Here is a 24,292-nt window from a genome sequence, read left to right as displayed (position 1 = left end):
CGCTGCACCCCTCGGGTAGTCGCATGGATCATGGCTTGACGCCCGCCGGAAGGTCGGAGAGCTCTCGCGCGTCGGCAGGAACGGGGACGGTGAGCGGGCGGACGCGGGCGAACAGCGCCAGGCCCGCCCCTCGGCCGGCACAGACGATCACGAGGGCGAGCAACAGCCCGTACCCGATGTCGAACTGGACCAGCAGGCCATAGACCACCGCTGTGGCCAGGCCGAACGCGGCCTGGGCGCGCGGCCTGACGGGTGTCGTGCCCGGGTCGGTGATCAGACAGGTGGTGTAGAGGACGAACGCCACGCCGGTCATCGGCAGCAGCGCGCCGACGGTCGAGACGTCGGTCAGCGCGCCCCGGACGACCCCCTGCAGGGCGAACCCGCCCACCCAGCCCAGCACCAGCGGCAGCCTGCCGGTCGGCCTCGCGTTCGCCATCGTGCCCAGCGTCAGCGCGGCCAGCGGCACGAGTGCGTCGAACGGACCAGACACCCACTCGGTGAACTGGTACGGCGGCGCGACGCCGACCCATGGGAACAGCAGCAGTACGGCGACGGCGCCGAAGCACGACGGGTTCATGTAGTGCCTGCCGGGCGCGCTCGCGGCGAGGTGTCCCGCGCCGCCGGGCGCCCTGACCCGCAGCACGTAGGTGCTGCCGACGCCGATCAGCGCGGCCAGCACGACCGGCATCGGGTGCGCGCCGCCGTACAGCAGCATCGCGCAGGTCAGCCCGGTGGTGTAGGACGGCAGGAAGAAATCGGTCACCCGGCCCGGCCGCGACCTGAGATAGCGGGCCGGGCGACGCCACGCCCACGCCTCCACGGTCTCCAGCACGAATTCGGCGGCCACCCCGGTGACCGCGCCCACGATCGGCGTCAGATAGGCCTGCTCGAAGCCGAGCAGGGTATGCCCGAGGACGGTCACGAGGGTGATCGAACCGGCGAACCGGCGGAGCGCCATGGAGCGCCTCCGAGCGGCGTTCACGATCCGCTCATCTCCCGGGCGTGATCGCCTGCCAGCAGGATCCGGTGCCAGCCGGGCCGTACGGACACCGATGCGGTGTGCAGCACGCCGCAGGCGTCGCGCCAGGACAGCTCCACCGGGAAGGGGCCGTTCGGCACGCTGTCACCCAGGCCGAACAGCAGCTCAGGCGCGGAGACGCCGTTGTGCCCGTTGGCCGGGTAGAGCTGCCGGCTGAACGTGCTCCCGCCGGGCAGGCGCAGCGTGGCGGTGACTCCGATGGCGGGACGCGTCAGGACGGTGCCGGGCACGACGGGACGGGCGGAGCGGGTCGGGGAGGAGCGGGGCGACGCTCCGGGGCGGGCCGGGGAGGAGCGGGGCGACGCTCCGGGGCGGGCCGGAGGAGGACGGGACGACGCGGAGCGGTCCGGACGAGGGTCGGGCACGGTGGCGGTGGACGGCGCGGCCGGGTCGATCAATGTGGAGAGCGTCAACCTGGGCCGCGCCAGTGTGCGGCGAGACGGTAGGGGACTGATCAGCGTGGAGAGCGCCGAGGATGCGGCCGTGGCGCAGTACCCGGCGGGAAGGCGCGGTCGCAGGCCCACGAATGGGGCGGTGGCGCCGTCGTTGCGGTAGAGCACCGACGCCGCCCACTGGTTGGCGACCGCGAAGTCCAGCCGCCCGTCGTCGTCCACGTCGCCGACGGCGAAGGACCGGCTGACCGTGTCGCCGCCGACCCCGGCTCGGCGGGCCACGTCCACGTAGCGACCGCCCGCGCCCCGGGTGAAGAAGCTGTTGGTGTCGTGGCCCGACAGGTCGTCCCCCGCTCCGATCCCCGGCCACAGGGCGGGGTGGGACAGGGCCAGGTCATTGGAGAGCGCCATCTCCCGCACCTGCGCCCACCGGTCGACCCCGCCCCGGACGAACCCGGTCGCGTGCATGACCTCGTCGGTACCGTCGTTGTCGAAGTCTGCGGCCTTGACGTCCCAGGACCAGCCGGTACGGCTCAGCCCGAGATCCTCGCCGCGGTCGTCGTAAGGCGCCCGGCCCTCGTGGAGCCCGCCCGGCCGCGAGACGAAGGCGAAGTTGCCCTCGTGCAGCGCGTGGTCCTCGGCGATGTTGCTGATCAGGATGTCCGGCGTACCGTCGGTGTTGAGGTCGGTGAAGCCGACCCCTCCGCCCATGAACGAGTCTTGGCCGACCACACCGGACTTCGGCGTGGTCAGATGCCGGATGCCCCGCGCCTGCCGGAATCTGACCCTCCCGGCCGCGGACTCGTTGACCAGCAGCTGGTCCGGGCCGAAGCCGTTGGTCACATACAGGTCGGGCCGCCCGTCGCCGTCCAGGTCCTGGGTGCCCAGCGCCAGCGTCCAGCCCCTGTCGCCGGCGAACACCCCCTCGGCCTCGGCGAACCGGCCCGGGCCCGTCGCCAGGTAGAGCCGGTTGGTTCCGCCGTTGCCGGCGTCGGACAGCGAGTCGGGCGTCACGATGTCACCGTGGTCGCCGCTGTCGTCCAGCACCTTGGCGCCGTCCGGGAAGGAGTTGCCGAAGACCAGGTCGAGGCGGCCGTCACCATCGAAGTCGCCGGCGGTGGCGGCACTGGTGTTCCAGATCTCCGGTTTCGTCGTCAGGTCGCGATGGCGGAAGGCCGCGCTGGACGGCGCCGCCGCGGGGACCCGCAGGAACAGCGAGGGGGAGCGGCCCCAGTAGGAGACGACCAGGTCCTGCCAGCCGTCCTGGTCGAGGTCGGCCGGCAGGCATCCCGTCGGCGCCTCGTACGGCCTGCGCGCAGGAGCGACCAGCGTGAACGGCCGGTAGCTCTGCGGCGTACCCGGCGCCGGGCTCACGGTCACCGTGTCGTGACGCGGATCGACCAGGCAGACGTCGTCGGAGACGACCGCGTTGTCGGCGTCGAACAGCGCGACTCCCGCGCCCGTCGCGGACACCCACGCCCGGATGTCCCGGTAGCCCGGTGCGACCGGTCGCAGGCTCCGGTCGTCCGGCCGGTCGGCCGGGCCGAGCGGGCTGGCGGCGAAGGAGAAACCCGTGGTCTCCACCGTGGGGGTACCGGGCGGCTCGACCAGTCCCCAGCCGGCGACCCAGACCGCCAGGGCCAGAGCTCCCGCCGCCCGCCGGCGAACCCCCGATATCGCTTTCACGGCTCCCCCGAGCTCTCAGGTCACGAGTCGCGGTTGCGCCGCGCCCATGCCTTCCTGATCCCGGCCCGCCAGGCCTGGTAGTGGTCGCCACTGTGCGCGTTGTGCCCGAGGGAGATGAGCGCGGTGTCGGTCCAGCCACTCGCCTCGTCGACTTCCACCCCGCACAGCGCGGGTGCCGCGGCGGTCGTGTGGTCGGGCACGATCCCGGAGATCAGCCGGCAGGCGCAGGCGAAGGCGCTGCCTTGGACGAGGTGGGCGCGGAAGCCGTCCTCGGCCGCTGCCGAGTTCAGCCGTTCCAGATCGGCGACGGCCGCACCGCCGACGTACGTGGCGGCCATGCCCACGCCGCTCCACAGGTCGGCACGGCGGCCCGGAGGGAACTCGGCGATGCGCAGGATGACGTCGTCCACGCCCGCGCACTCGTGGAACCAGATCATCCGGCCCAGCCCCTGGTCGAAGATCGCCCGCCGGGTCCGGTCCATCAGGCCGGCCGTGCGCTGCCGCCCCACCGTCCGATCGGTGGCGAAGAAACCCTGGTGGAAGCCGAAGCCGTCGAACGCCAGCCAGCGCAGCAGCGGGTGGACCGAGCGAATGCCCCACATAGGCCGCATGTGCAGCCGGGCGTATGCCCAGCCGGCGCCCAGGTGGATCATGTGCGGGTAGCGCATGCCCTGCCCGCTGAGCAGCCCTCTGAGCCGCCGGCCTCCGGTGATCGTGAGCACGTCCAGGGTCGCGCAGGCCATCCCCGCGCCCTCGTAGGCGAATCCCCGCAGCTCCTGATGAATGTCGTCGATCCGCTCGACCTCACCGGCGATCATCGCGTTGAAACCCGTCAGGAACGACTGGCTCGCGGTCTCCAACCGCTCCCGGGCGGGCCCCAGCCGGAACCGGCGCGGCCCGAAGTCGACCTGGGCGAGATTCTGCCAGAACAGGCCGGGCAGGCCACGAGGCCTGGTCAGCTCCAGCTCGGCCGGATCCACCGGTATCGGCGTAGGCGGGACCGAAGCGGGTGAGGTCGGGGTGTCCGGGACGGAGGGCGGCGGGGATGAAACTCGTGGGGTCAGGGTGTCCGGGGACGAAGCGGGCGGGGTCGAAGCGGGTGAGGTCGGGGTGTCCGGGGCGGAGGGCGGCGGGGATGAAACCCGTGGGGTCAGGGTGTCCGGGGACGAAGCGGGCGGGACCGAAGCGGGTGAGGTCAGGGTGTCCGGAGTGTCCGGCTTCGGGAAGCCCGGTTTCGAGGACTCAGGCTTCGGGGACGCCGGGGTGGCGCGGGGAAACCGCTCGGTGGAAGGGGCGTCTCCGGCTCCTGTCTCCCACGCGCAGGAGGCCTCCATGGCACCGGCGACGTGTACGCAGGGCATTTCCGCGGTGTCGAGGCCATCCGCAGCGCCGGAGGTCTCACCGGCGGCGAAAATCCTTCCCGCCGCCGTCTCGCGTGTGCCGGAGGCGCCTGCCGTGCCGGAGGCGCTCTCGCGGCCGGAGACCTCTCCGGCCGCGGTCTCCTCCACGCGGGGGGCGCCTTCCACCCCCGAAGCGATTTCCGCGCCGGGGACCTTTTCGAAGCCGTTTCCGGAGCCGTTTCCGGAGCCGGTCCCTTCAGGGCCGGGGACCCGATGCGTATCGGGGTCCTTCGCTGCGGCGGCCTGCTCGACTCCGTCGCTCTGAGCTACTATCCGGGTGCCCTCCGCATTGCTCACAGGCCCGAACGTAGTAAGCGACATTCGGCCCTTCAAGCACCGCGTTTCGGGTTCCTGGCAAAGAAACTGTTAGATCCCCGGGAATCCCGTCAGATCGCGGCGAGTCCAGAGCACGGCGGGTGACGGGCTCAGGTCCGGGAAGGGGTGTGGCTGCAGCCGCAGGCGGCGGTGGGGCGGTCCGTCGCATACTTGCCCGCGTCCCGGAAGATGCCCGCGGCTGCGGTGTGCCCGGTAAGCGCGTCGGCGGCCAGCACGACGGCGGCCGCGGTGTAGGCGGAGCGCTCGTGCGGGAAGTGCTTGCCGTTCACGAACTGCCAGCCCGTCCAGTAGGAGCCGTCCTCGTGCCGGAGATGCTGCATGTCGGCGAAGAGCTTCAGCGCCCGGTCACGCTCACCCATGGCGTCCAGCGCGAGCACCAGCTCACACGACTCGGCGCCGGTCACCCACGGCTGGTCGGAGACACAGCGGATGCCGAGTCCCGGCTCCACGAACGTGTCCCACTCCTCGGCCAGCCGTGCCTGGGCGGCGGGACCGCGCACCGCGCCACCGAGGATCGGGTAGTACCAGTCCATCGAGAAGCGGCTCTTGTCGGCGAACGCCTCGGGGTGGGCGAGGAGCACGTGGCCGAGCTGGTCGGCCGCGAGCTCCCAGTCGGGCTGCGGAACGCCCAGCTGTTCCCCCAGCAGCACACCGCTGCGCAATCCCTGATAGATGGAGGCGCAGCCGGTCAACAGGGCGTATTCGGCGGCCCTGCCGTTGGCGGCTCGCTCCCAGACGACCTCGCCCCGGGTGGTCTGCAGGGCGACCACGAAGTCCAGCGCCGAGCGGACGACCGGCCACATCTCCCGGGCGAAATCCTCGTCGCCGGTGACCAGCAGCTCGTGCCAGACGCCGACCGCGACGTAGGCGGCGTGGTTGGACTCCCCGCCCTGCTCGACCGCACTGCCCCCGACCAGCTTCATCGGCCAGGAGCCGTCGGCCCGCTGCGCGCGGACCAGCCAGTCATAGCCCTTGCGAGCCGGCCCGGCGAGCCCCGCCACGCTCATCGCCATCAGGCACTCGACGTGGTTCCAGGCGTCCACGTGCCCTTCGGGCCACGGGATGCCGCCGTCGGGCTCCTGCACGTCCGCGATGCTCTGAGCGGTCTGGACGACCTGCTCCCACCCCAGCTGGTCGCTCACCGCTCCTCATTCGCCGCGCGGCCCGCCTCGTTCCCCGGCAGGCCGCCGCGCTCACTACGTCGGATTCGCTCCCGCCTCAGCTGGTCGCTCATGCGGGCTTCCGGACGTAGAGCACCACGCTTTTGCCGATGAGCGGGTTCAGCACCGCTTCGGCGATCCGGGTGGCGGCCGGGCGCTTCATGATGTCCCAGACCAGGATCTCGTGATAGGCCTTGGCCAGCGGATGATCGTCGTTGTTGACGCCGACCGCGCACTTGATCCACCAGTACGGCGCGTGCAGGCCGTGGGCGTGGTGGTGCGGGCCGATCTCCATGCCGACGGACTTCAGCTTGGCGCTCAGCTCGGCCAGCGTGTAAATGCGGACGTGGCCACCGGGGGCGGTGTGATACGCCTCGTCCAGTGCCCAGCAGATCCGCTCCGGCAGGAAGCTCGGCACCGTTATGGCCGCCCGGCCACCCGGCTTGAGCACCCGGAAGATCTCCCGCATCGCGGCCATGTCGTCGGGGATGTGCTCCAGCACCTCGGCCGCGATCACGCGGTCGAAGCTCGCGTCCTCGAACGGCATCTTGAGCGCGTCACCGGTGACGGTCTCGGCCGTCGCGCCCGGGGGCACCTCGCCGGCCTTGTCCATCGCGGAGAACATGCTCGCCACGCCCTCCAGCTCATCGGCGTCCATATCGAAGGCCACGACGTCGGCGCCTCGGCGCAGCACCTCGAACGCGTGTCGTCCGCCGCCGCAGCCCAGGTCCAGAACTCGGGTTCCGGGCCCCACGGGCAACCGGCCGAAGTCGACAGTCAGCACTCGCCGCTCCTCTTGAGATGATCGGTTCAGGGTCGGTCACTTCGCGCGGCGAGCCTGGATGGCCTCGTGGTAGGCCTCCACGGTCCGCTGGGCGACGACGTTCCAGGTGTAGCGCTCCATGACCCGCTCGTAACCCTTCCTGCCCACCACGGCCCGCTCCTCGGGGGAGTCGTGCAGGCGGCGCAGGACGGCGGCCAGCTCTTCGGGGTCGCCCGGGGCCACCTGGACGGCCGCGTCGCCGACCACCTCGGGCAGCGCCCCGGTACGGCTGGCGACCAGCGGGGTCCCGCAGGCCATGTGCTCGACGGCCGGCAGCGAGAAGCCCTCGTAGAGCGAGGGCACGACCGAGATCTCCGAAGTGGCGATCAGCTCGCCCAGTTCGGTGTCGGAGATGCCGTGCACGAACCTGACCCGGTCGTGCAGGGAGAGCTCGGTGACCAGCTTCTCGGTCGGGCCGCCGGGAGTGGGCTTGCTGACCACGGTCAGGTTCACGTCGCGCTCGGTGGCGAGCTTCGCCACCGCCCGCAGCAGCGTGGAGACGCCCTTCATCGGGGAGTCGGCACTGGCCACCGCGACGATCGAGCCGGGCCTCTTGGGCATTTCCGGGCGCGGGTGGAAGTAGCGGGTGTCCACACCGAGCGGGATGAGCCGCATGTTGGCCTGGGGCACGTTGAAGTCGCGGTGGATGTCGGCGAGGGAAGACTCGCTGACGGTCAGGATCGGGCTCAGCTTGGGCGCGACCTTGGCCTGCATCCGGACGAAGCCGTACCACCTTCTGAGCGACAGTTTCTTGCGCAGCGGCGCGGCCTGCAGCTCGATCCGCCGGTCCACACTGATCGGGTGGTGGATGGTGCCGACCACGGGGAACAGCTTCTGGATGCCGAGCAGGCCGTAGCCGAGGGTCTGGTTGTCCTGCACCACGTCGAAGTCGCCGACACGCTTCTTCAGCTCACGGTGTGCCCTGAGGGTGAAGGTCAGCGGCTCGGGGAACCCGGCGGTCCACATGGTCGCGACTTCGAGCATGTCGATCCAGTCGCGGTACTCGTGCAGCTTGGGGGTGCGGAAGGGATCCTCGTCGCGATACAGGTCCAGGCTGGGGACCTTGTTGAGGATGACGCCCTCGTCGAGCTCGGGGTACGGCTGACCGGAGAAGACCTCGACGTGGTGCCCGAGGGCGACCAGTTCGCGGCTGAGGTGACGCAGGTAGACGCCCTGGCCTCCACAGGTCGGTTTGCTGCGGTAGGACAGCAGCGCGACCCGCAGTGAGTCCGCACCTGGCACGGCAACCCCTTCCTCACCCTGTCCGGAAGGGGACAGGTACCGTGAAAGATGACCTTAGTCCTCGGACCCTACCATTCGGTAGCGCTCTTGGACCCGATGTGTAATTGTTCCTAGAACATGCCTCACTGGTCCCGAACTGCGAAGTTAGCTTGACCGAGCGTGATTCGGTGAAACCTGTTCTAGCTGTGATGTAGGCGACATGATGCCCATCCATGGGCATGACGGTACATTCGCCAATCAGTGGAACAAGGTCTGCTCGATGAAGAAGGAGGACGCGTTGGCCAGGCGCGCACTGATCACCGGTATCACCGGGCAGGACGGTTCCTATCTGGCCGAGTGCCTGCTGAGTCAGGGCTACGAGGTGTGGGGCCTGGTCCGGGGGCAGGCCAACCCACGTGTCTCCCGGGTGCGCAAGCTCCTGCAGGACGTCCAGCTCGTCCGGGGCGACCTGCTCGACCAGGGATCGCTGATCTCCGCCGTGGAGAAGGTCCAGCCCGACGAGGTCTACAACCTGGGCGCCATCTCCTTCGTCCCGATGTCGTGGGAGCAGGCGGAGCTCACCGCCGAGGTCACCGGCATGGGCGTGCTGCGCATGCTGGAGGCCATCCGGGTCTGCTCCGGAATCTCGTCCTCGCGGACGGTCGCCGGATCGGGTCAGATCCGCTTCTACCAGGCCTCGTCGTCGGAGATGTTCGGCCAGGTCCGCGAGACCCCGCAGACCGAGATCACCCCTTTCCACCCCCGCTCGCCGTACGGCGTGGCAAAGGCCTACGGGCACTTCCTGACCCAGAACTACCGCGAGTCCTACGGCATGTACGCGGTGTCGGGAATCCTCTTCAACCATGAGTCCCCCCGCCGCGGCGCCGAGTTCGTCACCCGCAAGGTGACCCTGGGCGTGGCGAGGATCAAGCTCGGCCTCGCCACAGAGCTGCGACTGGGCAACATGGAGGCCCGGCGCGACTGGGGGTACGCGGGCGACTACGTCCGTGCGATGCACCTGATGCTCCAGGCGGACACGCCGGAGGACTACGTGATCGGCACCGGCCGTACCCACAGCGTCCGCGAGCTGGTGGAGGCCGCCTTCAGCGCCGCGGGTCTCGACTGGGAGCGATACGTCGTCGGCGACCGGTCCCTGCACCGCCCCGCCGAGGTGGACCTGCTCTGCGCCGACCCGAAGAAGGCCCGCGTCCAGCTCGGCTGGGAGCCGTCGGTCTCCTTCGAGGAACTCGTCGCGATGATGGTCGATTCCGACGTCAAGCTTCTGTCCAACGGCGGGGACCCCGACCAGGACTCCTCCTGGCCCTGATCCCCGCGGCTATTTGGTGATCATTACGGGGGTGCCCGGCGGGATCCGGGAGAGCGCGCGCAGCGCCGCCGCCGGAACCCGCACGCAGCCGTAACTCACCTCGTGGCCGAACACCGTCTCGTCCGGCCAGCCGTGCAGGGCGATCGTCGCGGGACCGCCGGCGAAGCTCCTGAGGGTTCCCGAATGCGCGCCGAGGGCCAGGAACAGCGGGCTATAGGTCGGGCGGTCCGGGGACACCGCGGCCAGCAGGAACGTTCGCCCCGCCGGCGTGGGCGTCTGGGCGGTGCCCACGGCCACCGCCCAGGATCGTCGCCCGGCATCGGCATCGGCATCGGCATCGGCATCGGCGTCGAGCACGACGAGCCGGTGGGCGCTCAGGTCCACCCGCACCCGGTAGGCGCTGCGGGTGGTCCGCACCCCGCCGTCGCCGGTGTGGATCCACCCCGTGGACCGGTTGGGCCGGCTCGGCAGCAGCACCCGCGCCCATCCCGGCAGCGTTTGCGCCACCGGAACCCAGGTCGCGCCCCCCAGTTGGGTGGGCGGCAGTATCGCCACCGGCGGACCGCCCGGCCGGGAGTAGACGACCTGCCGGACCTTCGGGTGAACGATGAGCCCGCTCATGGGTTCGAACGGGTGGGGATCCCGCGGTGCCCGGCGCAATGTGGAATAAGTCGTGGAAATTGGTAATTGCGCCATTTGTTTCCGTGAAACGGGAGCCGGCTCCATCGCCTCCGGCGATGGCGACGAAGACGGTGGCGAAGAGGACGGCGGCGCGGCGGGCGGCGGGTCGCCGGTTCCGCAGGCGGAGACCAGGGCCGATACGGCCAGCAGGGTCGCACCCACGGCCACGGCGGTGGGGAAGACGGGTGCGCCGGGCCCACGTCGCTCACGCAAGAAGGGCGTCCAGCAAGAAGAAGCGCATTGGCTGATTTTCCGGGTCGTCGGTTCTGGTGGTCCTCGGTGGTGCCAGCCGGCGTGACGTCACATCGGGCGGCCGGAAAGAGGCATACCCATCCCCGGCGGTCGATGCCACGTCGGCGGGTAAGCGCATGTTCTTCTCTTTTCCCGCCTTCACGGGATCGATAAAAGAATTCATCGCACACACGACATGCCTCTTCCCGGAGCCGGCCACCGGCGCAGTCGTGCGAGCGCCCACGGGCTGCCCGGCGACAGCCGCGGGAGGGCGAAGGCCAGTGAGATCGCGGCAAGGACAGTGACCGGCAGCACGGTCAAGCGTCGGAGCGGTGGAGGATCACCGGCGAACCGCCTCTATCCGGTGTTCCGATATTCGGAACACCGGATATATGACCGGAACGCCGGATTATATGTCCTATAACCGGAATACCGGGCTGTAGGCCCTGTAACGGGAAGGCTTTGACGGCAGGCCGTCGTCATCCGGACGATGGATTGCCGGTGGGTGACGTCAACCGGCGGCATGCTTCCTGAAGTATGTCCAGCTCGTCTCGTTCGGTGCCGTCCACTCCCGGGGGGCGTGCGCGAAACGGGGCGCGTGCCCGGCCACGAACTCCCGGATGTGCTCCGGCACCTGCGACCAGTCGGAGAGCTTGGCGCCGCGGCAGTGGTAGACCAGGGCGCCCGGCCTGTCGGCCATCCGCATCCACGGTAGCCACGGGGCCACCCGGGTCCAGGACAGGGTGCAGGGCACATTCGTGACGGCGGGGTCGTCCAGGTCGGCGGCCTGGGCGAAGAACTGGAACAGCTCCATCGCCCGGTAGGTGTCATCCCCGGAGTTGGCGGGGAACTGGGCGACGGGGAGGGGGGAGGGGTAGGCGAGCAGGACGTCGGTGTTGAACATCACGTGCTCGCCCGTCCGGACCCGGGGCGCGCGGAACGGGCCATACGGGCCGTCGGCCAGCCAGCGCTGGTTGACCGGGTCGTTCCACACATGCAGGACGTCCACGCGCTCGCCGGCGAAGCCGTTGTCCCACTCGCCCAGGATCTTCCTGGTGCGCGGGTCGAGATAGAACGCGGCCTCGCGGCTGAGCAGCTCGTAACCGCCCTCCACCGCGACGGTGCGAGCCACGTTGACCCCTTCGAAGCCGAACAGGTGATGCGGCCCCTCCTGCGGCATCCAGGCGTAGATGTCACCCGTCCACCAGACCGTGACCTCCGAACCGCCGAGGTCGGACCGTACTCGCACCAGATCCACCAGATCGTCTTCCATGGATCCCATCTTTCGTCGGGACGGAATTTTATGGCAATATGTCATAAAATTGCCGACCGTGATTCACGTCCTGGTGCCGCCCCGTCGTGAAACGGCATTTCCCTGCAATGGGAGCCTGGGCGGGGCCGGTTTCACATGGTGTGCCGGTCGCGCGGTTCGTCCGCCGGGAGGCACCCGTGTAACGGACGGCCCGCAAGGCGCTCCTGGCGGATGTTCCTTCAGCATTCACGCCATGTGGCCGTGCTGAGTTCCTGGGTGGTCAGGTCGTCCATCGCCGCATCTTCTCCCTGATCGGGTTCAGCGACTCGCGCCGGGACAGCGCGTCCGCCCGGATCGCGTCGTATTTGAATTCCCGTGCCCGAACCTCTTTCGGCCGATCGGTCACCCGGCCGGTGGTCACCCGGGACTCAATGTAAGCCGCGACGTTGCCTTCCGGAAGTTCGGCGAGGAGGAATCCGCCGAGCAGACCGGCGATGTTATGAGCGTTTTCGAGAAGGACCTGGACGGAGGTCCACGGATTCTCCCCGGCCTCAAGGGGGTCCACGGGTTCTCCCCGGCCTCAAGGGGGGCTCACGGGTTCTCCCCGATCTCAAGGGGGGTCCACGGATTCAGCCCGATCTCAAGAGGATGGTCGGGCTGCTCTTTCATGATGTCCGGGCCCATGATGTCCGGGCCGCCGATCGTCCGGTGCGGCACGCCCTCGTCGATGATCGCCCAGGACGCCGGGGAGTCGATGACCGCCCAGAACGCCGAGGGAACCGCTCGCCGGAGAATGCTCTGCCGCTCCACCTGGAGGTCTCCGATGCCCCGATGTTCCCAGAAGTCGGTGTCGGTGAGTCCTTCAGCGGGACGTGCACGATGTCGAGCTCAGCCGGATGGGACTCGGCATCACCCTGACGTTTGTGATCGTTGCGCAGGCCGACGAGAGTTTCGTGATCGTTGCGCAGGTCGACGGTCGTGCGGATGCCGTACGCGGCAAGCGCTGACCAGCCCGCTGGGGTGAGGTGATCAGGAGCCTCCGAGCGGACGATGGCCCCGCCGGGTCTCGTGCCCCTCGACGGCGCGGGAACCGCCGAGGTCCCGGACGTTGAAACAGCCCTCCCGGTCGAGATGACGATCACTTCTGCCTCCCGCGTCGATGAGGTCGGGTGATTCCGGTATGACGATCGGCAGGGAGCGTGGCTCGGCGTCTCCTTCGTCATCTCGATGTCGCGAGCGGTGCACTCCTTTGATCGCCGTTGCCGGTGCCGACGGTGCTTCGCATGGCCTTTCCTCGACCTGTTGGGATAGGCGGTCCTCAGTACTGCCTATCCCAACAGCTCAAGGACTGGACAGGCTGCCTATCCCAACAGCTCAAGGACTGGACAGGCCGGACAACAAGCCACGGGGCGCCCTTTCCAGCCTCGTGTGATCAGGACCCGGCTGATCTGGGCGGCGACCGCGCAGGGGCGGTGGGTCACGTCGGCGTAGCCGTATCGGAGCGAGATGGCGTCTCTTTCCGCGGCGGCGTTGTCCCTGCGCATGTCCCGGAAGGCGTCCTGGTGGATGTGGCCGGTTCGGCCGTCGAGATGGACGATCGTGTGGTGTCTCTCATAGGTCACGTCGTCGTACCGGCTGGTGCCGCCTTCGGCGCGCCGGAGCTGGCGTCGGCCTCGGGGAAGAGCATGAGCTTGCTCGACCTTCCGGAAGTAGCGTGTTTCCAGCAGGGAATGGGCGCCTTCAGCGACATCGGTCACGATGGCGGTCAATTCCGCGCGCCAGCGGAGCCTGCCGTGTCCGGCGAACGCGGTGGCCAACCGGGCCGCGGTGGTCAGCCGGGAACCGCAGGCCTGCGATATCCAGGCGGTGGCCTCGTCGAGGTCGCGGGCGACCTGGGTCAGCGCGATCACCGTTTCCTCCAGCCGGGTCCGCGGAGGAGAGACGGCCGGGTGCCTGATCTGGTCCATCTTTGACGAGTAGTGGATCCGTGCGCCCTTGAGCGCTTCGATCGAGTGGCAGTGCGGCATCGTCACGTGGATCAGGTCACTCCGTCGTCCGGTGAGTCCCCACAGTTCGGCGGCGGTGTGGTGGCTGAGCACGGCGCGCGTGCCGCAGGCGAGAACCGCGGCCCACAGCTGGGCGGTTCTGTTCAGCGGTCCGGTGAAGGTCGCGTAAACGCCCCGGCGAGGATGGACGGCCTGCCACCTTCCACCCTTGAGATGTCCGGAGACGGCATCCCGGGAGAGGCCGCGCTCAAGTGCCTGGCGTCGGGTCACTATTCCCGCCTGATGGAGGGCCAGGTCTTCCAGGACCGGGGGGACACGTCGATGGGCCGGCTTTCGCATAAGCCGAAGGATGACGTCCCCGGCAAGGAGCTCGTGAGACCGAACGCTTTTCTGTGGATAGAGGCTCCGGTTCTTGATCTGTCGGGACAGGCGTTCTCCAACCCCGCCCATCCCAACAGATCATGAAAAACCCGTCCTGAGACGGGTCTCAGCGAGGCTCAGCGTCGCCTCAGCGGTGATCGGGCAGCGTGGAGGCGGTTGGTCAGGTGAGCTGAGGCTGAGGAGGAAGTGCCGTGCTTGCCCATGTCACGTGCCCGGAGGAGATCATCGACATTCCGGGGGTATCGGCCGGATTAGCGCGCGTGGAGAGGCGCATCCTCAGGATGAGCACCTCCTCGCGGCTACCGCTCATCAACCGGGCGGCCGGACGCATCGCCGGTGCCGGAGGGAAACGGCTGCGGCCCGCGCTGACGCTGGCGACCGCGCTCGCGCTCGGCGGGTCCGTCAGCAGCCGGGTGGTCACCGCGGCGGCGTGTGTGGAGTTGATCCACGCCGGGTCGCTGGTCCACGACGACCTCATGGACAACGCCGCCGAGCGCAGGGGGGTGCGGACCCTCAACGCCGAGCTCGGTGACGCCAGGGCGCTGGTGGTCGGTGACTTCATGCTCGCCAGGGCCGGCCTCGTCGCGCTGTCCTCGACCTCCAAACCGGTCGCCGAGACGCTCGCTGCGGTGGTCGTCGAGCTCGCCGAAGGCCAGTTCCAGGAGGCCGCCGAGCTGTTCGACCCTGACCGCACCTTCGAAGACGCGCTGCGGTCGATCACCGGCAAGACCGCCGCCCTGTTCCGGGCGAGCTGCCTGGTCGCGCACCCGGCAGGGCGGAGCATGGCCGAATACGGCGAGCGGTTCGGCGTCATCTTCCAGATCCTCGACGACCTGCTGGATCTGGCTTCCACCGCCGAGCGGCTCGGTAAGCCGGTCGGCAACGACCTCAGGCAGGGCGTCTACACCGTCCCGCTGCTGCTGGCGCTGCGCCACGACCACGATGACCTGCGCTCCTTCCTCGGCAGGCGGCTGAGCGAGGACGAGATCGCGAGCCTGCTCGCCCGCCTGCGGCGCAGCCGCATGGTCGACGACACCCTGGAGTACTGCCGGGGCCTGGCGTCCGACGCCCTGGCCTCGCTCCCGGTCATCGCCGACCCGCGGATCGCCCGCGTCCTGTACGGCCTGCCGTCCGCCTACATCGACCGGGCGCAGGCGCTGGTCGTCGCCTGACCTCCGGTGTGGACCGGGGGGTCGGCGCAGATCAGGTGGCCGGCTCGGACAGGGTGGCCAATGTGGACCGGGTGGCCGGCTCGGACAGGGTGGCCGGTGTGGGCCGGGTGGTCGGCGCAGACCGGGTGGCCGATGTGGACCGGGTGGGTCGGCACGGACCGGGTAGCCGGCTCGGACAGGGTGGCCGGCGTGGGCCGGGTGGGTCGGCACGGACCGGGTAGCCGGTGTGGGCCGGGTGGCCGATGTGGACCGGGGGGTCGGCGCAGGTCAGGTGGCCGGTGTGGTCGATGGGGGAGGTCTTCCCGGTTCCGATGTCGTCAACGAGGCTCCCGCCTGTCCCGCGAAGCGGGGGACGGGACCTTCGAGGCGGTGAAGATCAAGGCGGGCGGGACGTTGCGCCAGACCGGTCCCATGGTGTCGACGGTGGCGAAGGTGTGTTCGAGGAGCCCGCGGAACAGCCGGAATCGCCGGAAGGGCATCGCGGTCAGGGTGGTGACGGTGCTGAACCTTCCGTCCGGAGCGAGCACGGCTGACACCTCGTCCAGAATGTGCTTTTGCCGCTGCCCGTCGAACAGGCTCCAAGGAAGCGAGGAGACGATCGCGTCGACCTGTGTCAGCCCGGCCCGTCCCAGGAATTTGCTCAGATCGCCCGCATCGCCGGCGATCACTTCCAGCCAGGGGCGGCTGCGCCTCAGATGACGGACCATGTCGTGGTTGAGTTCGACGGCGAGTTGCCGCCCGTCCGGCGACAGGCGGTCGCGGATCGCGTCGCTGATCACGCCGCCGCCGGCGCCGAGCTCGACGACCACGGCTCCGCGAATGCCCGGGACGACCGATGTGGCCAGCCGGGCGACGACCTTCGAGCTGGGCGCGATCGCGCCCAGCTGATGGGGATTGCGCATGATCGCGCTAAGGAAGGCGCGAGTGTCACCGTCACCGGGGCGGATTCCAAGCAGCATCAGCGGCTTATTCCCCCAGGTGAGGGCGCCATGTCAGATTTGCGAACTTTGGCAGTTGATGACGGATTCCTGACGCCAACCCGGTCGAGCGCCGGTGATCAATGTCAGGCGAGGGTGACCGGCAGATCCTTGATGCCGTTGATGAAGTTGGAGCGGAGCCGGCGGGCGGGTCCGGCCTGGGCCAGGCCGGGCAGTCGTTCGGCCAGCACCTCGAAGAGCACCCGCAGCTCCAGCTTGGCGAGGTGGTTGCCGAGGCAGAAGTGCGCTCCTCCGCCGCCGAAGCCGATGTGCGGGTTGGGGTCGCGGCCGATGTCGAAGACGCCGGGGTCGGCGAACACGTCCTCGTCCCGGTTGGCGGAGCTGTAGAAGACCACGATCTTGTCGTCCTGCTTGACCTCCTGCCCGCCGATCGTCGTGTCGGCGGTGGCCGTACGGCGGAAGAGATTCACGGGGGAGACCCATCGGACGATCTCGTCGGCCGCGGAGCGGGCCAGGGCGCGGTCGGCGACCAGGCGCTTCCACTGCTCGGGGTGCTCGAAGAAGGCGAGCATGCCACCGGAGGCCGCGTTGCGGGTGGTCTCGTTGCCCGCGACCACCAGCAGGAGCACGAACAGGTCGAACTCCTCCTCGGTGAGCGTCTCGCCGGCGGCGTCGGGCATGATCAGCTTGGTGACGATGTCCTCGCGGGGCCGCTCGCGTCGCTCGGCGGCCAGGGAGTTGGCGTAGGCGTAGACCTCCATGGCCGCGTCGGCGCCCTCGGCGGGGTCGGCCGCGTAGTCCGGGTCCTCGGCCCCGATCATCTGGTTGGACCAGGCGAAGATCTTGTCCCGATCCTCGACGGGGGCGCCGAGCAACTCGCAGATCACATACAGCGGCAGCGGGGCGGAGATGTCCCTGACGAAGTCGACCGACCCGCGTCCCTTGGCCTCGTCCACCAGCTCATGACAGATGTCGCGGATGTGCTGCTCCAGAGCGCCCATCATGCGCGGGGTGAAACCCCGGTTGACCAGGGAGCGCCGCCGGGTGTGCTCCGGTGGGTCCTGGTTGAGCATCATCATCCGCTGGAGCGCGCGCTGGTCCTCGGGCATCTCGTTGAACAGCGCGAGCTTGCGGCTGGAGGAGAACAGGTCGGAGCGGCGGGAGACGTGCACCACGTCGGCGTGCCTGGTGACCGCCCAGAATCCCGGCCACTCCCGCTCCGCGTCACCGGGGTGCGGATAGACCGGTGCGTTGGCCCGCAGCCAGGCGAGCTGGTCATGAGGCGCGCCGTTCCGCGAGTAGAAGTCCTGATCGACCAGGTTGATATCCATCCGTCCTCCTACGCGAAACCGTGCTGACGTCCTTGGGTGCGGCTTGTGCCGACGCGGCCTTCGGGGGCGGTCGGGTGGCGTACCCCCTGCTCGCGGGGCGCGCCCCTTGAGGGGATGCCCGTCGCGGGCAGGGCGGACACGAGGGCCGTCAAGAGGCTGCCTTTCATCGGGCATGCCGGGGAGTCACGTTTTTGATCAAGCGCTTGGTTGATGACCTTTCTGGAACGTGTTCTATTATGTGCCGGGCGCGGAGTCAAGGGGGCCGGCCCGAAGGCGGTCGCATCGAGGACCGGAGGACCGGTGGGGCCCGGGAGCGGTCGCTCCCGGGCCCCACGTGGTCTTCGCCTTCCCGCCTGTCCGCGCCGGCCGGATTCTCCCCGCGGGCCGACCGGCCGCCGGCGTCCGGGCCGGCCGTTCCGGCGGGGACCGGAAGGCCCCGGGCCGTCCCGGGCCGGCAGGGGATCGGAAGGCCCCGGGCCGTCCCGGGCCGGCAGGGGATCGGAAGGCCCCGGGCCGGCCGTTCCGGCAGGGGATCAGAAGGCCCCGGGCCGGCCGTTCCGGCAGGGGATCAGAAGGCTCCAGGCCGTCCCGGGCCGGCAGGGGATCGGAAGGCTCCAGGCCGTCCCGGGCCGGCGGGGGATCAGAAGGCGAGGTCGCGCCAGGTGCCCACCTCCATCGCGGTCAGCGCCCTGGGCAGGATGGCCATCCGGTCGACGGCTCCGGTCAGGCGCTGGCCGCCGCCCTGGTCGGCGGCGAAGCGCAGCGGCCGGGAGGCGCAGCCGTTGATGCCGCCGGCCGTCGTGGTGCCGCCACCGATCCGGGCGCGGTCCGCGTAGACGGAGATCGCGCCGGTGCGGTCCATCGTGACCACGAGATCGACGTATCGGCCGGTCGGGACGGTGGCGTCGGTGGTCACGTTGAGCCCGGCGCCGATGAAGCGCAGCTTGCCGGCCGGGGTGATGTCGACGATGACGCCGTCGGTGCCGGGGTTCCCCGAGGGCTGGAAGTCGAAGAGCCTGCGATAACCGCTACCGGCGACCTTGACCTCGGCGGCGAAGGTGGCCTCCCGCAGGAAGCCGAGCGTCGTGTTCGCGGTGGTCAGGTAGGTGGAGCCGGCGAGGACCAGTCCGCTGCCGGTCGGCGCCGAGGCGTCGTAGGCCGCGTTGCCGGAGACGGTCGCGTTGCGCCCGCTGCCGGAGGCGTCGGCGACCGCCGTACCCGATGTCGGGTCCCAGGCGACGACCGGACGGTCCGCCGGGGCCGCCGCGCAGGGCGGGACGGGGCCGTCGGCGGCGATCGTGTAGGTCTTGCCCGCCTGGGCGTTCCACGTGAGCGTCTCACCGTCACGGCTCGGGGTGACCGTTGCGCCCGTCTCGTCCTGGACCCGGTAGCGGCCCGCGATCAGAGCCGAGCGGACCTTGACGGTCCCGGTCTTCCCGGGACGCAGGACGATCCGCTCGCCCGCGCCGTCGCGCCAGGAGGCGTCCACGGTGACGTCACCCCGGGCGCGCAGGCCGGTGACCGAGCCGGTCGGCCAGGCCGACGGCAGCGCGGGCAGCACGTGGATCGTGTCGTGCTGGCTCTGCAACAGCATCTCGGCGACGCCGGAGGTGGCGCCGAAGTTGCCGTCGATCTGGAACGGGGGGTGGGTGTCCCAGAGGTTGTCCAGCGTGGAGGACTTGAGCTGCTCGCTGAGCATCTTGTGGGAGTGGTCGCCGTCCAGCAGCCGGGCCCAGAAGTTGATCTTCCAGGCCTTGCTCCAGCCGGTGCCGCCGTCACCGCGCGCGGTGAGCGAGACCTTGGCCGCCGCGGCCTCCGGCGTGCCCGCCACGATCTGCCGGCCGGGATGCAGCGCGAACAGGTGCGAGACGTGCCGATGGGTGTTGGTACGGTCGTCCCAGTCGCTCTTCCACTCCTGCAACTGTCCCCAGGAGCCCACCCGGATGCCCCGGTCCAGCTTGGCCAGCGCGGCCGACACCTCGGACTGGAAGGCGGAGTCGACGTTCAGTTTCCTGGCGGCCTCCAGGCTGCTGGTCAGCACGTCGAAGACGATCTGCTGGGACATCGAGGCGCCGGCGGAGAAGTCCCCCTGCTCGGGGGAGTAACTCGGGGAGGCCACGAGCTTGCCGTCCCGCGGGTCGAGGTGCAGGTTGCCCAGCCAGAACTCGGCCGCGCCCTTCATCACCGGATAGGCGGTGTCCCGCAGGTAGGCGATGTCGCCGCTGAAGCGGTAGTGGTCGTACATCTGCTGGGTCACCCACGCCGCGGCCTCGGGGAACCAGAACGCGGTGGCCCAGTCGTGCACGCCGGTGAATCCGAACGGGTTGGTCTCGTTGTGCACCAGCCAGCCCCGCGAGCCGAACATCTCCTGCGCGGTCCTCCTGCCGGGCGCGACCATGGCCTTGACGTAGCGGTCGTAGGCGACGGTCGTCTCGGCGAGGTTGGTCTGCTCGGCGAGCCAGTAGTTCATCTGCAGGTTGATGTTGACGTGGTAGTCGGCCGACCAGGGCGGGCTGGTCGAGTTGTTCCACACCCCCTGCAGGTTGGCCGGCAGCGCCTCGTCACGCGAGGAGGAGATGAGCAGGTAGCGGCCGTAGGCGAAGAACATCGCCTCCAGAGCCCGGTCGTCGGCCGAGGCGCCGCTGGTGTAGGCCGCGCGGAGCCGGTCGGTCGGGATCGCCGGGACCCGCTGGCCGATGTCCAGCTTCACCCGGTCGAACAGCTTGCGGTAGTCGCCCTGGTGGTCGGCCTTGAGCCGGTCGAAGCTCCTGGTCGCGGCGGCGTCGACGGCGGCGGTCACCTTGGCGTGCGGGTCGGGGCCCCGGTAGGCGGGGTAGGTCCCGGCGTAGTCGGTGCCGGCCGAGAGCACGAACATCGCGCTGTCGGCGCCGGTGACGGTGACCCGGTCGGTCCCGTCGGTACGGCTGCCGCCCTGGATGACCACCTGGATCTGCGACTCGAACCTCATGCCGTTGTCCGCGAGCGTCCCGCGGACCGTCAGCCGGCCGTTCGCGACCGAGACCTGCTTGTCCGAGCGGGGTGAGGAGGTCCGCAGTGTGAAGGAGACCTTGCCCGCCTGGCTGGCGGAGAGCCGCCCGACGATGACGCCGCCGGGGTGGCTGGCGAAGTACTCGCGGGAGTAGGTCACGCCGTCGGCGGTGTAGCCGACCCGGGCGACCGCCTCGCGCAGGCTCAGCTCCCGCCGGTAGCCGGTGGGCGTGGTCGGGGCGTTCGGCACGTCCAGCCAGAGGTCGCCGAAGGTCTGGTAGGCCCCGAACCCGCTCTTGGGCTGGCCGAGCTTGGCCGCCACCGCCGAGGGGGACATCCTGCCGTCCCGGTCGATCTGCGCCTGGACCTCGGCGATCGCGTTCGGCCGGGGGCTGGTCCAGTTGCCGAAGTCGTAGCCGCTGGAACCGGGGCCACCGGTCCACAACGTCTTCTCGTTGAACTGGATCTGCTCGCTCGCGATCCCGCCGAACACCATGGCGCCCAGCGCGCCGTTGCCGATCGGCAACGCCTGGGTCTCCCAGCTGGTGGCGGGCTTGTCGTACCAGAGCGTCAAATCATCGGGTGTCTGTACGGCCGCCGCCTTTCTCTCTGCCTCCGCCTGGGCCGTGGGCTGGCCGTAGAGGCTGGTGGTGATGGCGAGTGTGGCCAGCAGGGTGATGCCGAGTCGTCGTCTTGGGGGGTGGGACAACGGAATCCTCCGATCACAGGGTCGACCTATTTCAAGGAGATAGCACCGAAACTCCGGTGTAACAAGGATCATCCTCCGATGTTTGAAGATAATCGATCATCGGAATCGCGCTGGGGCGGAAGGCGGAGTGGGTGAGTGTCGCGCCCATCCGCCCGAGTAAGTCCGATGACTGGTCGCGGTAGCCGAGGGAGGAAACGCCGATAAAGCGTGCCATCTGCGGTTTCTCCTCTATAACGGATCGGATGTATCCCTCGATGAGGGGTTGACATGCGGGTTCGGCATCATTCAGCATCGCCAGACAAGACATCCGATGTATGACTGAAGGGTGCGGTGTGAAGCTGCTGCGAGTTGGACCCGTCGGCCAGGAGCGACCGGCCGTCATGGACGGGGCCGGTAACCTCCGCGAAATCTCGGAACCCGAGATCGACGGACCTTTCTTCGCTTCCGGGGGAGTGGCGCGCGTCCGCGAGGCGCTGGAGCGGGACGAACTGCCCGTGCTGGAGGCCGGGGGGCTGCGGATCGGCGCGCCGATCGCCAGGCCGGGGAAGATCGTCTGCATCGGGCTCAACTACCGCGACCACGCGGAGGAGACGAACGCGCCGATCCCGGCCGAGCCGATCATCTTCATGAAGGCCCCCAACACGGTCGTCGGACCCTACGACGAGGTTCTGATCCCCAAGGACAGCGTGAAGACCGACTGGGAGGTCGAGCTGGCCGTCGTCATCGGCCGGACCGTCCGCTACGCGGAGTCCCGGCAGGAGGCCCTCGCAGCGGTCGCGGGCTACGCGATCTCCAACGACGTCTCCGAGCGAGAGTTCCAGCTGGAGCGCGGCGGCCAGTGGGACAAGGGCAAGTCCTGCGAGACGTTCAATCCGCTCGGCCCCTGGCTGGTCACGGCCGACGAGATCGCCGACCCGCAGGCCCTGGGACTGCGGCTGTGGGTGGACGGCGAGCAGCGCCAGAACGGCGACACCAAGAACATGATCTTCCATGTCGCCGAGGTCGTCCGCTACCTCAGCCGGTTCATGGTCCTGGAGCCCGGCGACGTGATCAACACCGGCACTCCCGCCGGCGTCGCGCTCGGCCTGCCGGGCACGCCGTACCTGCGCGCGGGGCAGGTCATGGAGCTGGAGATCGACGGCCTGGGCCGCCAGCGCCAGACGGTGGGGCAGGCATGAGCGCCTACCGCATCACCGCTCTGGAGACCTACGACATCCGTTTCCCCACCTCGCTGGAGCTCGACGGCTCCGACGCGATGAACCCCGACCCGGACTACTCGGCCGCCTACCTGGTGCTCCGGACCGACGACGGGTTCGAGGGCCACGGCTTCGCCTTCACCATCGGCCGGGGCAACGAGGTGCAGACCGCCGCGATCAAGGCGCTGGAGCCGTACGTGCTCGGCAAGGACGTCGAGGACCTGGGCGCGCTCTGGAAGGACATGGTCCACGACTCCCAGCTGCGCTGGCTCGGCCCGGAGAAGGGCGTCATGCACATGGCGATCTCCGCCGTGGTCAACGCGCTGTGGGACCTGAAGGCCCGGCGGGAGGGCAAACCGCTGTGGCTGCTGCTCGCCGAGATGTCGCCCGAGGAGCTCGTCGCGCTGGTGGACTTCCGCTACATCAGCGACGCGCTCACCCCGCAGAAGGCGCTGGACATCCTGCGGGCCGCCGAGCCGGGCCGCCGGGAGCGGATCGCGTATCTGCGCGAGCACGGCTACCCCGCCTACACCACCTCGCCCGGCTGGCTCGGCTACAGCGACGACAAGCTGCGCCGTCTGTGCAAGGAGGCGATGGCCGACGGCTTCACCCAGATCAAGCTGAAGGTCGGCGCCGACCTGGAGGACGACCGGCGGCGGATGCGCATCGCGCGCGACACCTGCGGCGACGACTTCCCCATCGCCGTCGACGCCAACCAGCGCTGGGACGTGGAGTCGGCCATCGCCTGGGTCAACGCCCTGGCGGAGTTCCGGCCGCACTGGGTGGAGGAGCCGACCAGCCCCGACGACGTGCTCGGCCACGCCGCCATCGCCCGGGGCATCGCGCCGATCCCGGTCGCCACCGGCGAACACGTGCAGAACCGCATGATCTTCAAGCAGCTCCTGCAGGCCGACGCCATCTCCTACCTGCAGATCGACGCGGCCCGTGTCGCGGGCGTCAACGAGAACATCGCGATCCTGCTGCTCGCCGCCAGGTTCGGCGTCCCGGTCTGCCCGCACGCGGGCGGGGTCGGCCTGTGCGAGCTGGTCCAGCACCTGTCGATGTTCGACTACGTCGCGGTCAGCGGCTCGATGGAGAACCGGGTGATCGAATACGTCGATCACCTCCACGAGCACTTCGCCGACCCCGTGGTCATCAAGAACGGCGCCTACGTCGCGCCGAGCCGGCCCGGCTTCGGCGCCGCCATGCATCCCCGGTCGATCACCGACCACACCTATCCCGACGGCCCGGTCTGGAGGTCCCTCAATGGCTGAGTTCGACGGCCTGCGCGCTCTGGTCACCGGCGGCGGCTCCGGCATCGGCCTGGCCACGGCCACCTTGCTCGCCGAGCGCGGGGCGGCGGTGGCCTGCCTGGACATCAACCCGCCCGCCGAGCCGTTCGTCCCGGTCAAGGCGGACGTCACCGACGAGGCCGCGGTCCGTACGGCGATCGCCCAGGCGGCCGAGCGGATGGGCGGCATCGACATCCTGGTGAACAACGCCGGGATCGGCGCGGCCGGCACGATCGAGGACAACCCCTACGAGGAGTGGTCCAGGGTCCTGGACGTCAACGTCCTCGGTATCGTCCGGGTGACCCGGGCGGCCCTGCCGTACCTGCGCCGGTCGGCGAGCGCGGCGATCGTCAACACCTGCTCGATCGCCGCCACGGCGGGTCTGCCGCAGCGGGCGCTCTACAGCGCCTCCAAGGGCGCCATCCAGTCGCTCACCCTGGCCATGGCCGCCGACCACGTCCGCGAGGGCATCCGCGTCAACTGCGTCAACCCGGGCACCGCGGACACCCCCTGGGTGCAGCGCCTGCTCGGCGCGGCGGCCGACCCGGTGGCCGAGCGGGCGGCCCTGGAGGGACGCCAGCCGATGGGCCGCCTGGTGAGCGCGCGGGAGGTGGCGGCCGCGATCGCCTACCTCGCGAGCCCGCTCGCGGCCGCCACCACCGGCACGGTCCTGGCGGTCGACGGAGGTATGCAGGGACTCAGACTGCGGCCCGCGAAGTAGCGCGACGTGA

At 69.7% G+C, this 24,292-nt stretch carries 21 protein-coding genes and 1 pseudogene; 5 read left to right on the top strand and 17 right to left on the bottom strand.

From position 1 onward, the window contains the following. Nucleotides 1–28: 28 nt before the first annotated feature. The 6 genes from ACQPYK_RS41850 to ACQPYK_RS41825 all read right to left on the bottom strand — a co-directional run bounded on the left by ACQPYK_RS41850 (nt 29) and on the right by ACQPYK_RS41825 (nt 8,078). Nucleotides 29–982: an enediyne biosynthesis protein UnbU gene (locus ACQPYK_RS41850; protein ID WP_433244563.1), complete on the bottom strand. Its 954-nt coding sequence runs from the start codon at nt 980–982 to the stop codon at nt 29–31. Next, on the bottom strand, nt 979–3,117 hold the full coding sequence (locus ACQPYK_RS41845) for an FG-GAP-like repeat-containing protein (RefSeq protein ID WP_433244560.1): 2,139 nt from the start codon (nt 3,115–3,117) through the stop codon (nt 979–981). Before ACQPYK_RS41845 ends, ACQPYK_RS41850 begins: the two co-directional genes overlap by 4 nt. Nucleotides 3,118–3,137: 20 nt before the next feature. Next, on the bottom strand, nt 3,138–4,097 hold the full coding sequence (locus ACQPYK_RS41840) for a DUF1702 family protein (RefSeq protein ID WP_433244557.1): 960 nt from the start codon (nt 4,095–4,097) through the stop codon (nt 3,138–3,140). Between the two features lie 845 nt (nt 4,098–4,942). Further along, nucleotides 4,943–5,995, bottom strand: coding sequence for a prenyltransferase (locus tag ACQPYK_RS41835; RefSeq protein ID WP_433244554.1), 1,053 nt, complete (start codon nt 5,993–5,995; stop codon nt 4,943–4,945). Between the two features lie 88 nt (nt 5,996–6,083). Next, nucleotides 6,084–6,797 (bottom strand): class I SAM-dependent methyltransferase, encoded by a 714-nt coding sequence (locus ACQPYK_RS41830; RefSeq protein WP_433244551.1) that lies wholly within the window; start codon nt 6,795–6,797, stop codon nt 6,084–6,086. Between the two features lie 36 nt (nt 6,798–6,833). After that, on the bottom strand, nt 6,834–8,078 hold the full coding sequence (locus ACQPYK_RS41825; RefSeq protein WP_433244548.1) for a glycosyltransferase family 4 protein: 1,245 nt from the start codon (nt 8,076–8,078) through the stop codon (nt 6,834–6,836). Between the two features lie 277 nt (nt 8,079–8,355). Here ACQPYK_RS41825 and ACQPYK_RS41820 point away from each other — a divergent pair, with 277 nt between their 5' ends. Then, nucleotides 8,356–9,384 (top strand): GDP-mannose 4,6-dehydratase, encoded by a 1,029-nt coding sequence (locus tag ACQPYK_RS41820; RefSeq protein ID WP_433259075.1) that lies wholly within the window; start codon nt 8,356–8,358, stop codon nt 9,382–9,384. 9 nt (nt 9,385–9,393) lie between these two features. Here the strand turns inward: ACQPYK_RS41820 and ACQPYK_RS41815 are convergent, their stop codons facing one another. From ACQPYK_RS41815 to ACQPYK_RS41785, 7 genes and pseudogenes are all read right to left on the bottom strand, one after another. Further along, a complete protein-coding gene (locus ACQPYK_RS41815) occupies nt 9,394–10,005 on the bottom strand; it encodes a L,D-transpeptidase (protein WP_433244545.1) in 612 nt (203 codons plus the stop codon). A gap of 265 nt (nt 10,006–10,270) precedes the next feature. Further along, nucleotides 10,271–10,480, bottom strand: coding sequence for a hypothetical protein (locus ACQPYK_RS41810; RefSeq protein WP_433244542.1), 210 nt, complete (start codon nt 10,478–10,480; stop codon nt 10,271–10,273). Nucleotides 10,481–10,807: 327 nt separating this feature from the next. Then, entirely contained in the window at nt 10,808–11,569 is a 762-nt protein-coding gene (locus ACQPYK_RS41805) for a DUF1838 family protein (protein ID WP_433244539.1), read from the bottom strand. Between the two features lie 259 nt (nt 11,570–11,828). After that, nucleotides 11,829–12,113, bottom strand: a complete 285-nt coding sequence (locus ACQPYK_RS41800) for a Scr1 family TA system antitoxin-like transcriptional regulator (protein ID WP_433244536.1) — start codon at nt 12,111–12,113, stop codon at nt 11,829–11,831. A 26-nt stretch (nt 12,114–12,139) separates the two neighbouring features. Then, the gene (locus ACQPYK_RS41795; RefSeq protein ID WP_433259149.1) at nt 12,140–12,358 is read right to left on the bottom strand and encodes a hypothetical protein; all 219 of its coding nucleotides are present in this window, start codon (nt 12,356–12,358) and stop codon (nt 12,140–12,142) included. A gap of 92 nt (nt 12,359–12,450) precedes the next feature. Continuing rightward, nucleotides 12,451–12,771 (bottom strand): annotated as a pseudogene (locus ACQPYK_RS41790) (tyrosine-protein phosphatase); the annotation flags it as partial. Between the two features lie 138 nt (nt 12,772–12,909). Continuing rightward, nucleotides 12,910–13,824 (bottom strand): hypothetical protein, encoded by a 915-nt coding sequence (locus tag ACQPYK_RS41785; protein WP_433244533.1) that lies wholly within the window; start codon nt 13,822–13,824, stop codon nt 12,910–12,912. A gap of 392 nt (nt 13,825–14,216) precedes the next feature. Between ACQPYK_RS41785 and ACQPYK_RS41780 the strand changes: the two genes are divergently transcribed. Continuing rightward, nucleotides 14,217–15,107 carry a polyprenyl synthetase family protein gene (locus tag ACQPYK_RS41780; RefSeq protein ID WP_433244530.1) on the top strand — a complete coding sequence of 297 codons (891 nt, stop codon included), beginning with the start codon at nt 14,217–14,219 and terminating at the stop codon, nt 15,105–15,107. 317 nt (nt 15,108–15,424) lie between these two features. Here ACQPYK_RS41780 and ACQPYK_RS41775 read toward each other — a convergent pair whose 3' ends face one another. The 4 genes from ACQPYK_RS41775 to ACQPYK_RS41760 all read right to left on the bottom strand — a co-directional run bounded on the left by ACQPYK_RS41775 (nt 15,425) and on the right by ACQPYK_RS41760 (nt 21,365). Further along, on the bottom strand, nt 15,425–16,066 hold the full coding sequence (locus ACQPYK_RS41775) for a class I SAM-dependent methyltransferase (protein ID WP_433244527.1): 642 nt from the start codon (nt 16,064–16,066) through the stop codon (nt 15,425–15,427). 104 nt (nt 16,067–16,170) lie between these two features. Beyond that, nucleotides 16,171–17,376 (bottom strand): cytochrome P450, encoded by a 1,206-nt coding sequence (locus tag ACQPYK_RS41770; RefSeq protein WP_433244524.1) that lies wholly within the window; start codon nt 17,374–17,376, stop codon nt 16,171–16,173. 640 nt (nt 17,377–18,016) lie between these two features. Continuing rightward, on the bottom strand, nt 18,017–21,073 hold the full coding sequence (locus ACQPYK_RS41765; protein ID WP_433244521.1) for a glycoside hydrolase family 95 protein: 3,057 nt from the start codon (nt 21,071–21,073) through the stop codon (nt 18,017–18,019). Between the two features lie 31 nt (nt 21,074–21,104). Further along, nucleotides 21,105–21,365, bottom strand: a complete 261-nt coding sequence (locus tag ACQPYK_RS41760; RefSeq protein WP_433244518.1) for a hypothetical protein — start codon at nt 21,363–21,365, stop codon at nt 21,105–21,107. A 40-nt stretch (nt 21,366–21,405) separates the two neighbouring features. Here ACQPYK_RS41760 and ACQPYK_RS41755 point away from each other — a divergent pair, with 40 nt between their 5' ends. Genes ACQPYK_RS41755 through ACQPYK_RS41745 form a run of 3 tightly spaced genes read left to right on the top strand, consistent with a single transcriptional unit; the run spans nt 21,406 to nt 24,282 of the window. Next, nucleotides 21,406–22,251, top strand: a complete 846-nt coding sequence (locus tag ACQPYK_RS41755; protein WP_433244515.1) for a fumarylacetoacetate hydrolase family protein — start codon at nt 21,406–21,408, stop codon at nt 22,249–22,251. Continuing rightward, complete coding sequence (locus tag ACQPYK_RS41750; RefSeq protein WP_433244512.1) at nt 22,248–23,543, top strand: L-fuconate dehydratase; 1,296 nt, start codon at nt 22,248–22,250, stop codon at nt 23,541–23,543. The genes ACQPYK_RS41755 and ACQPYK_RS41750 overlap by 4 nt, the downstream gene beginning before the upstream one ends. Next, nucleotides 23,536–24,282 (top strand): SDR family NAD(P)-dependent oxidoreductase, encoded by a 747-nt coding sequence (locus tag ACQPYK_RS41745; RefSeq protein ID WP_433244509.1) that lies wholly within the window; start codon nt 23,536–23,538, stop codon nt 24,280–24,282. Before ACQPYK_RS41750 ends, ACQPYK_RS41745 begins: the two co-directional genes overlap by 8 nt. Nucleotides 24,283–24,292 lie beyond the last annotated feature (10 nt).

It is taken from the genome of Streptosporangium sp. CA-135522 (genome assembly GCF_050949235.1).
GTDB lineage: Bacteria > Actinomycetota > Actinomycetes > Streptosporangiales > Streptosporangiaceae > Streptosporangium.
The sequence above is the reverse complement of the archived record's forward strand: the minus strand, read 5'-3'. Positions and strand labels throughout refer to the sequence as shown.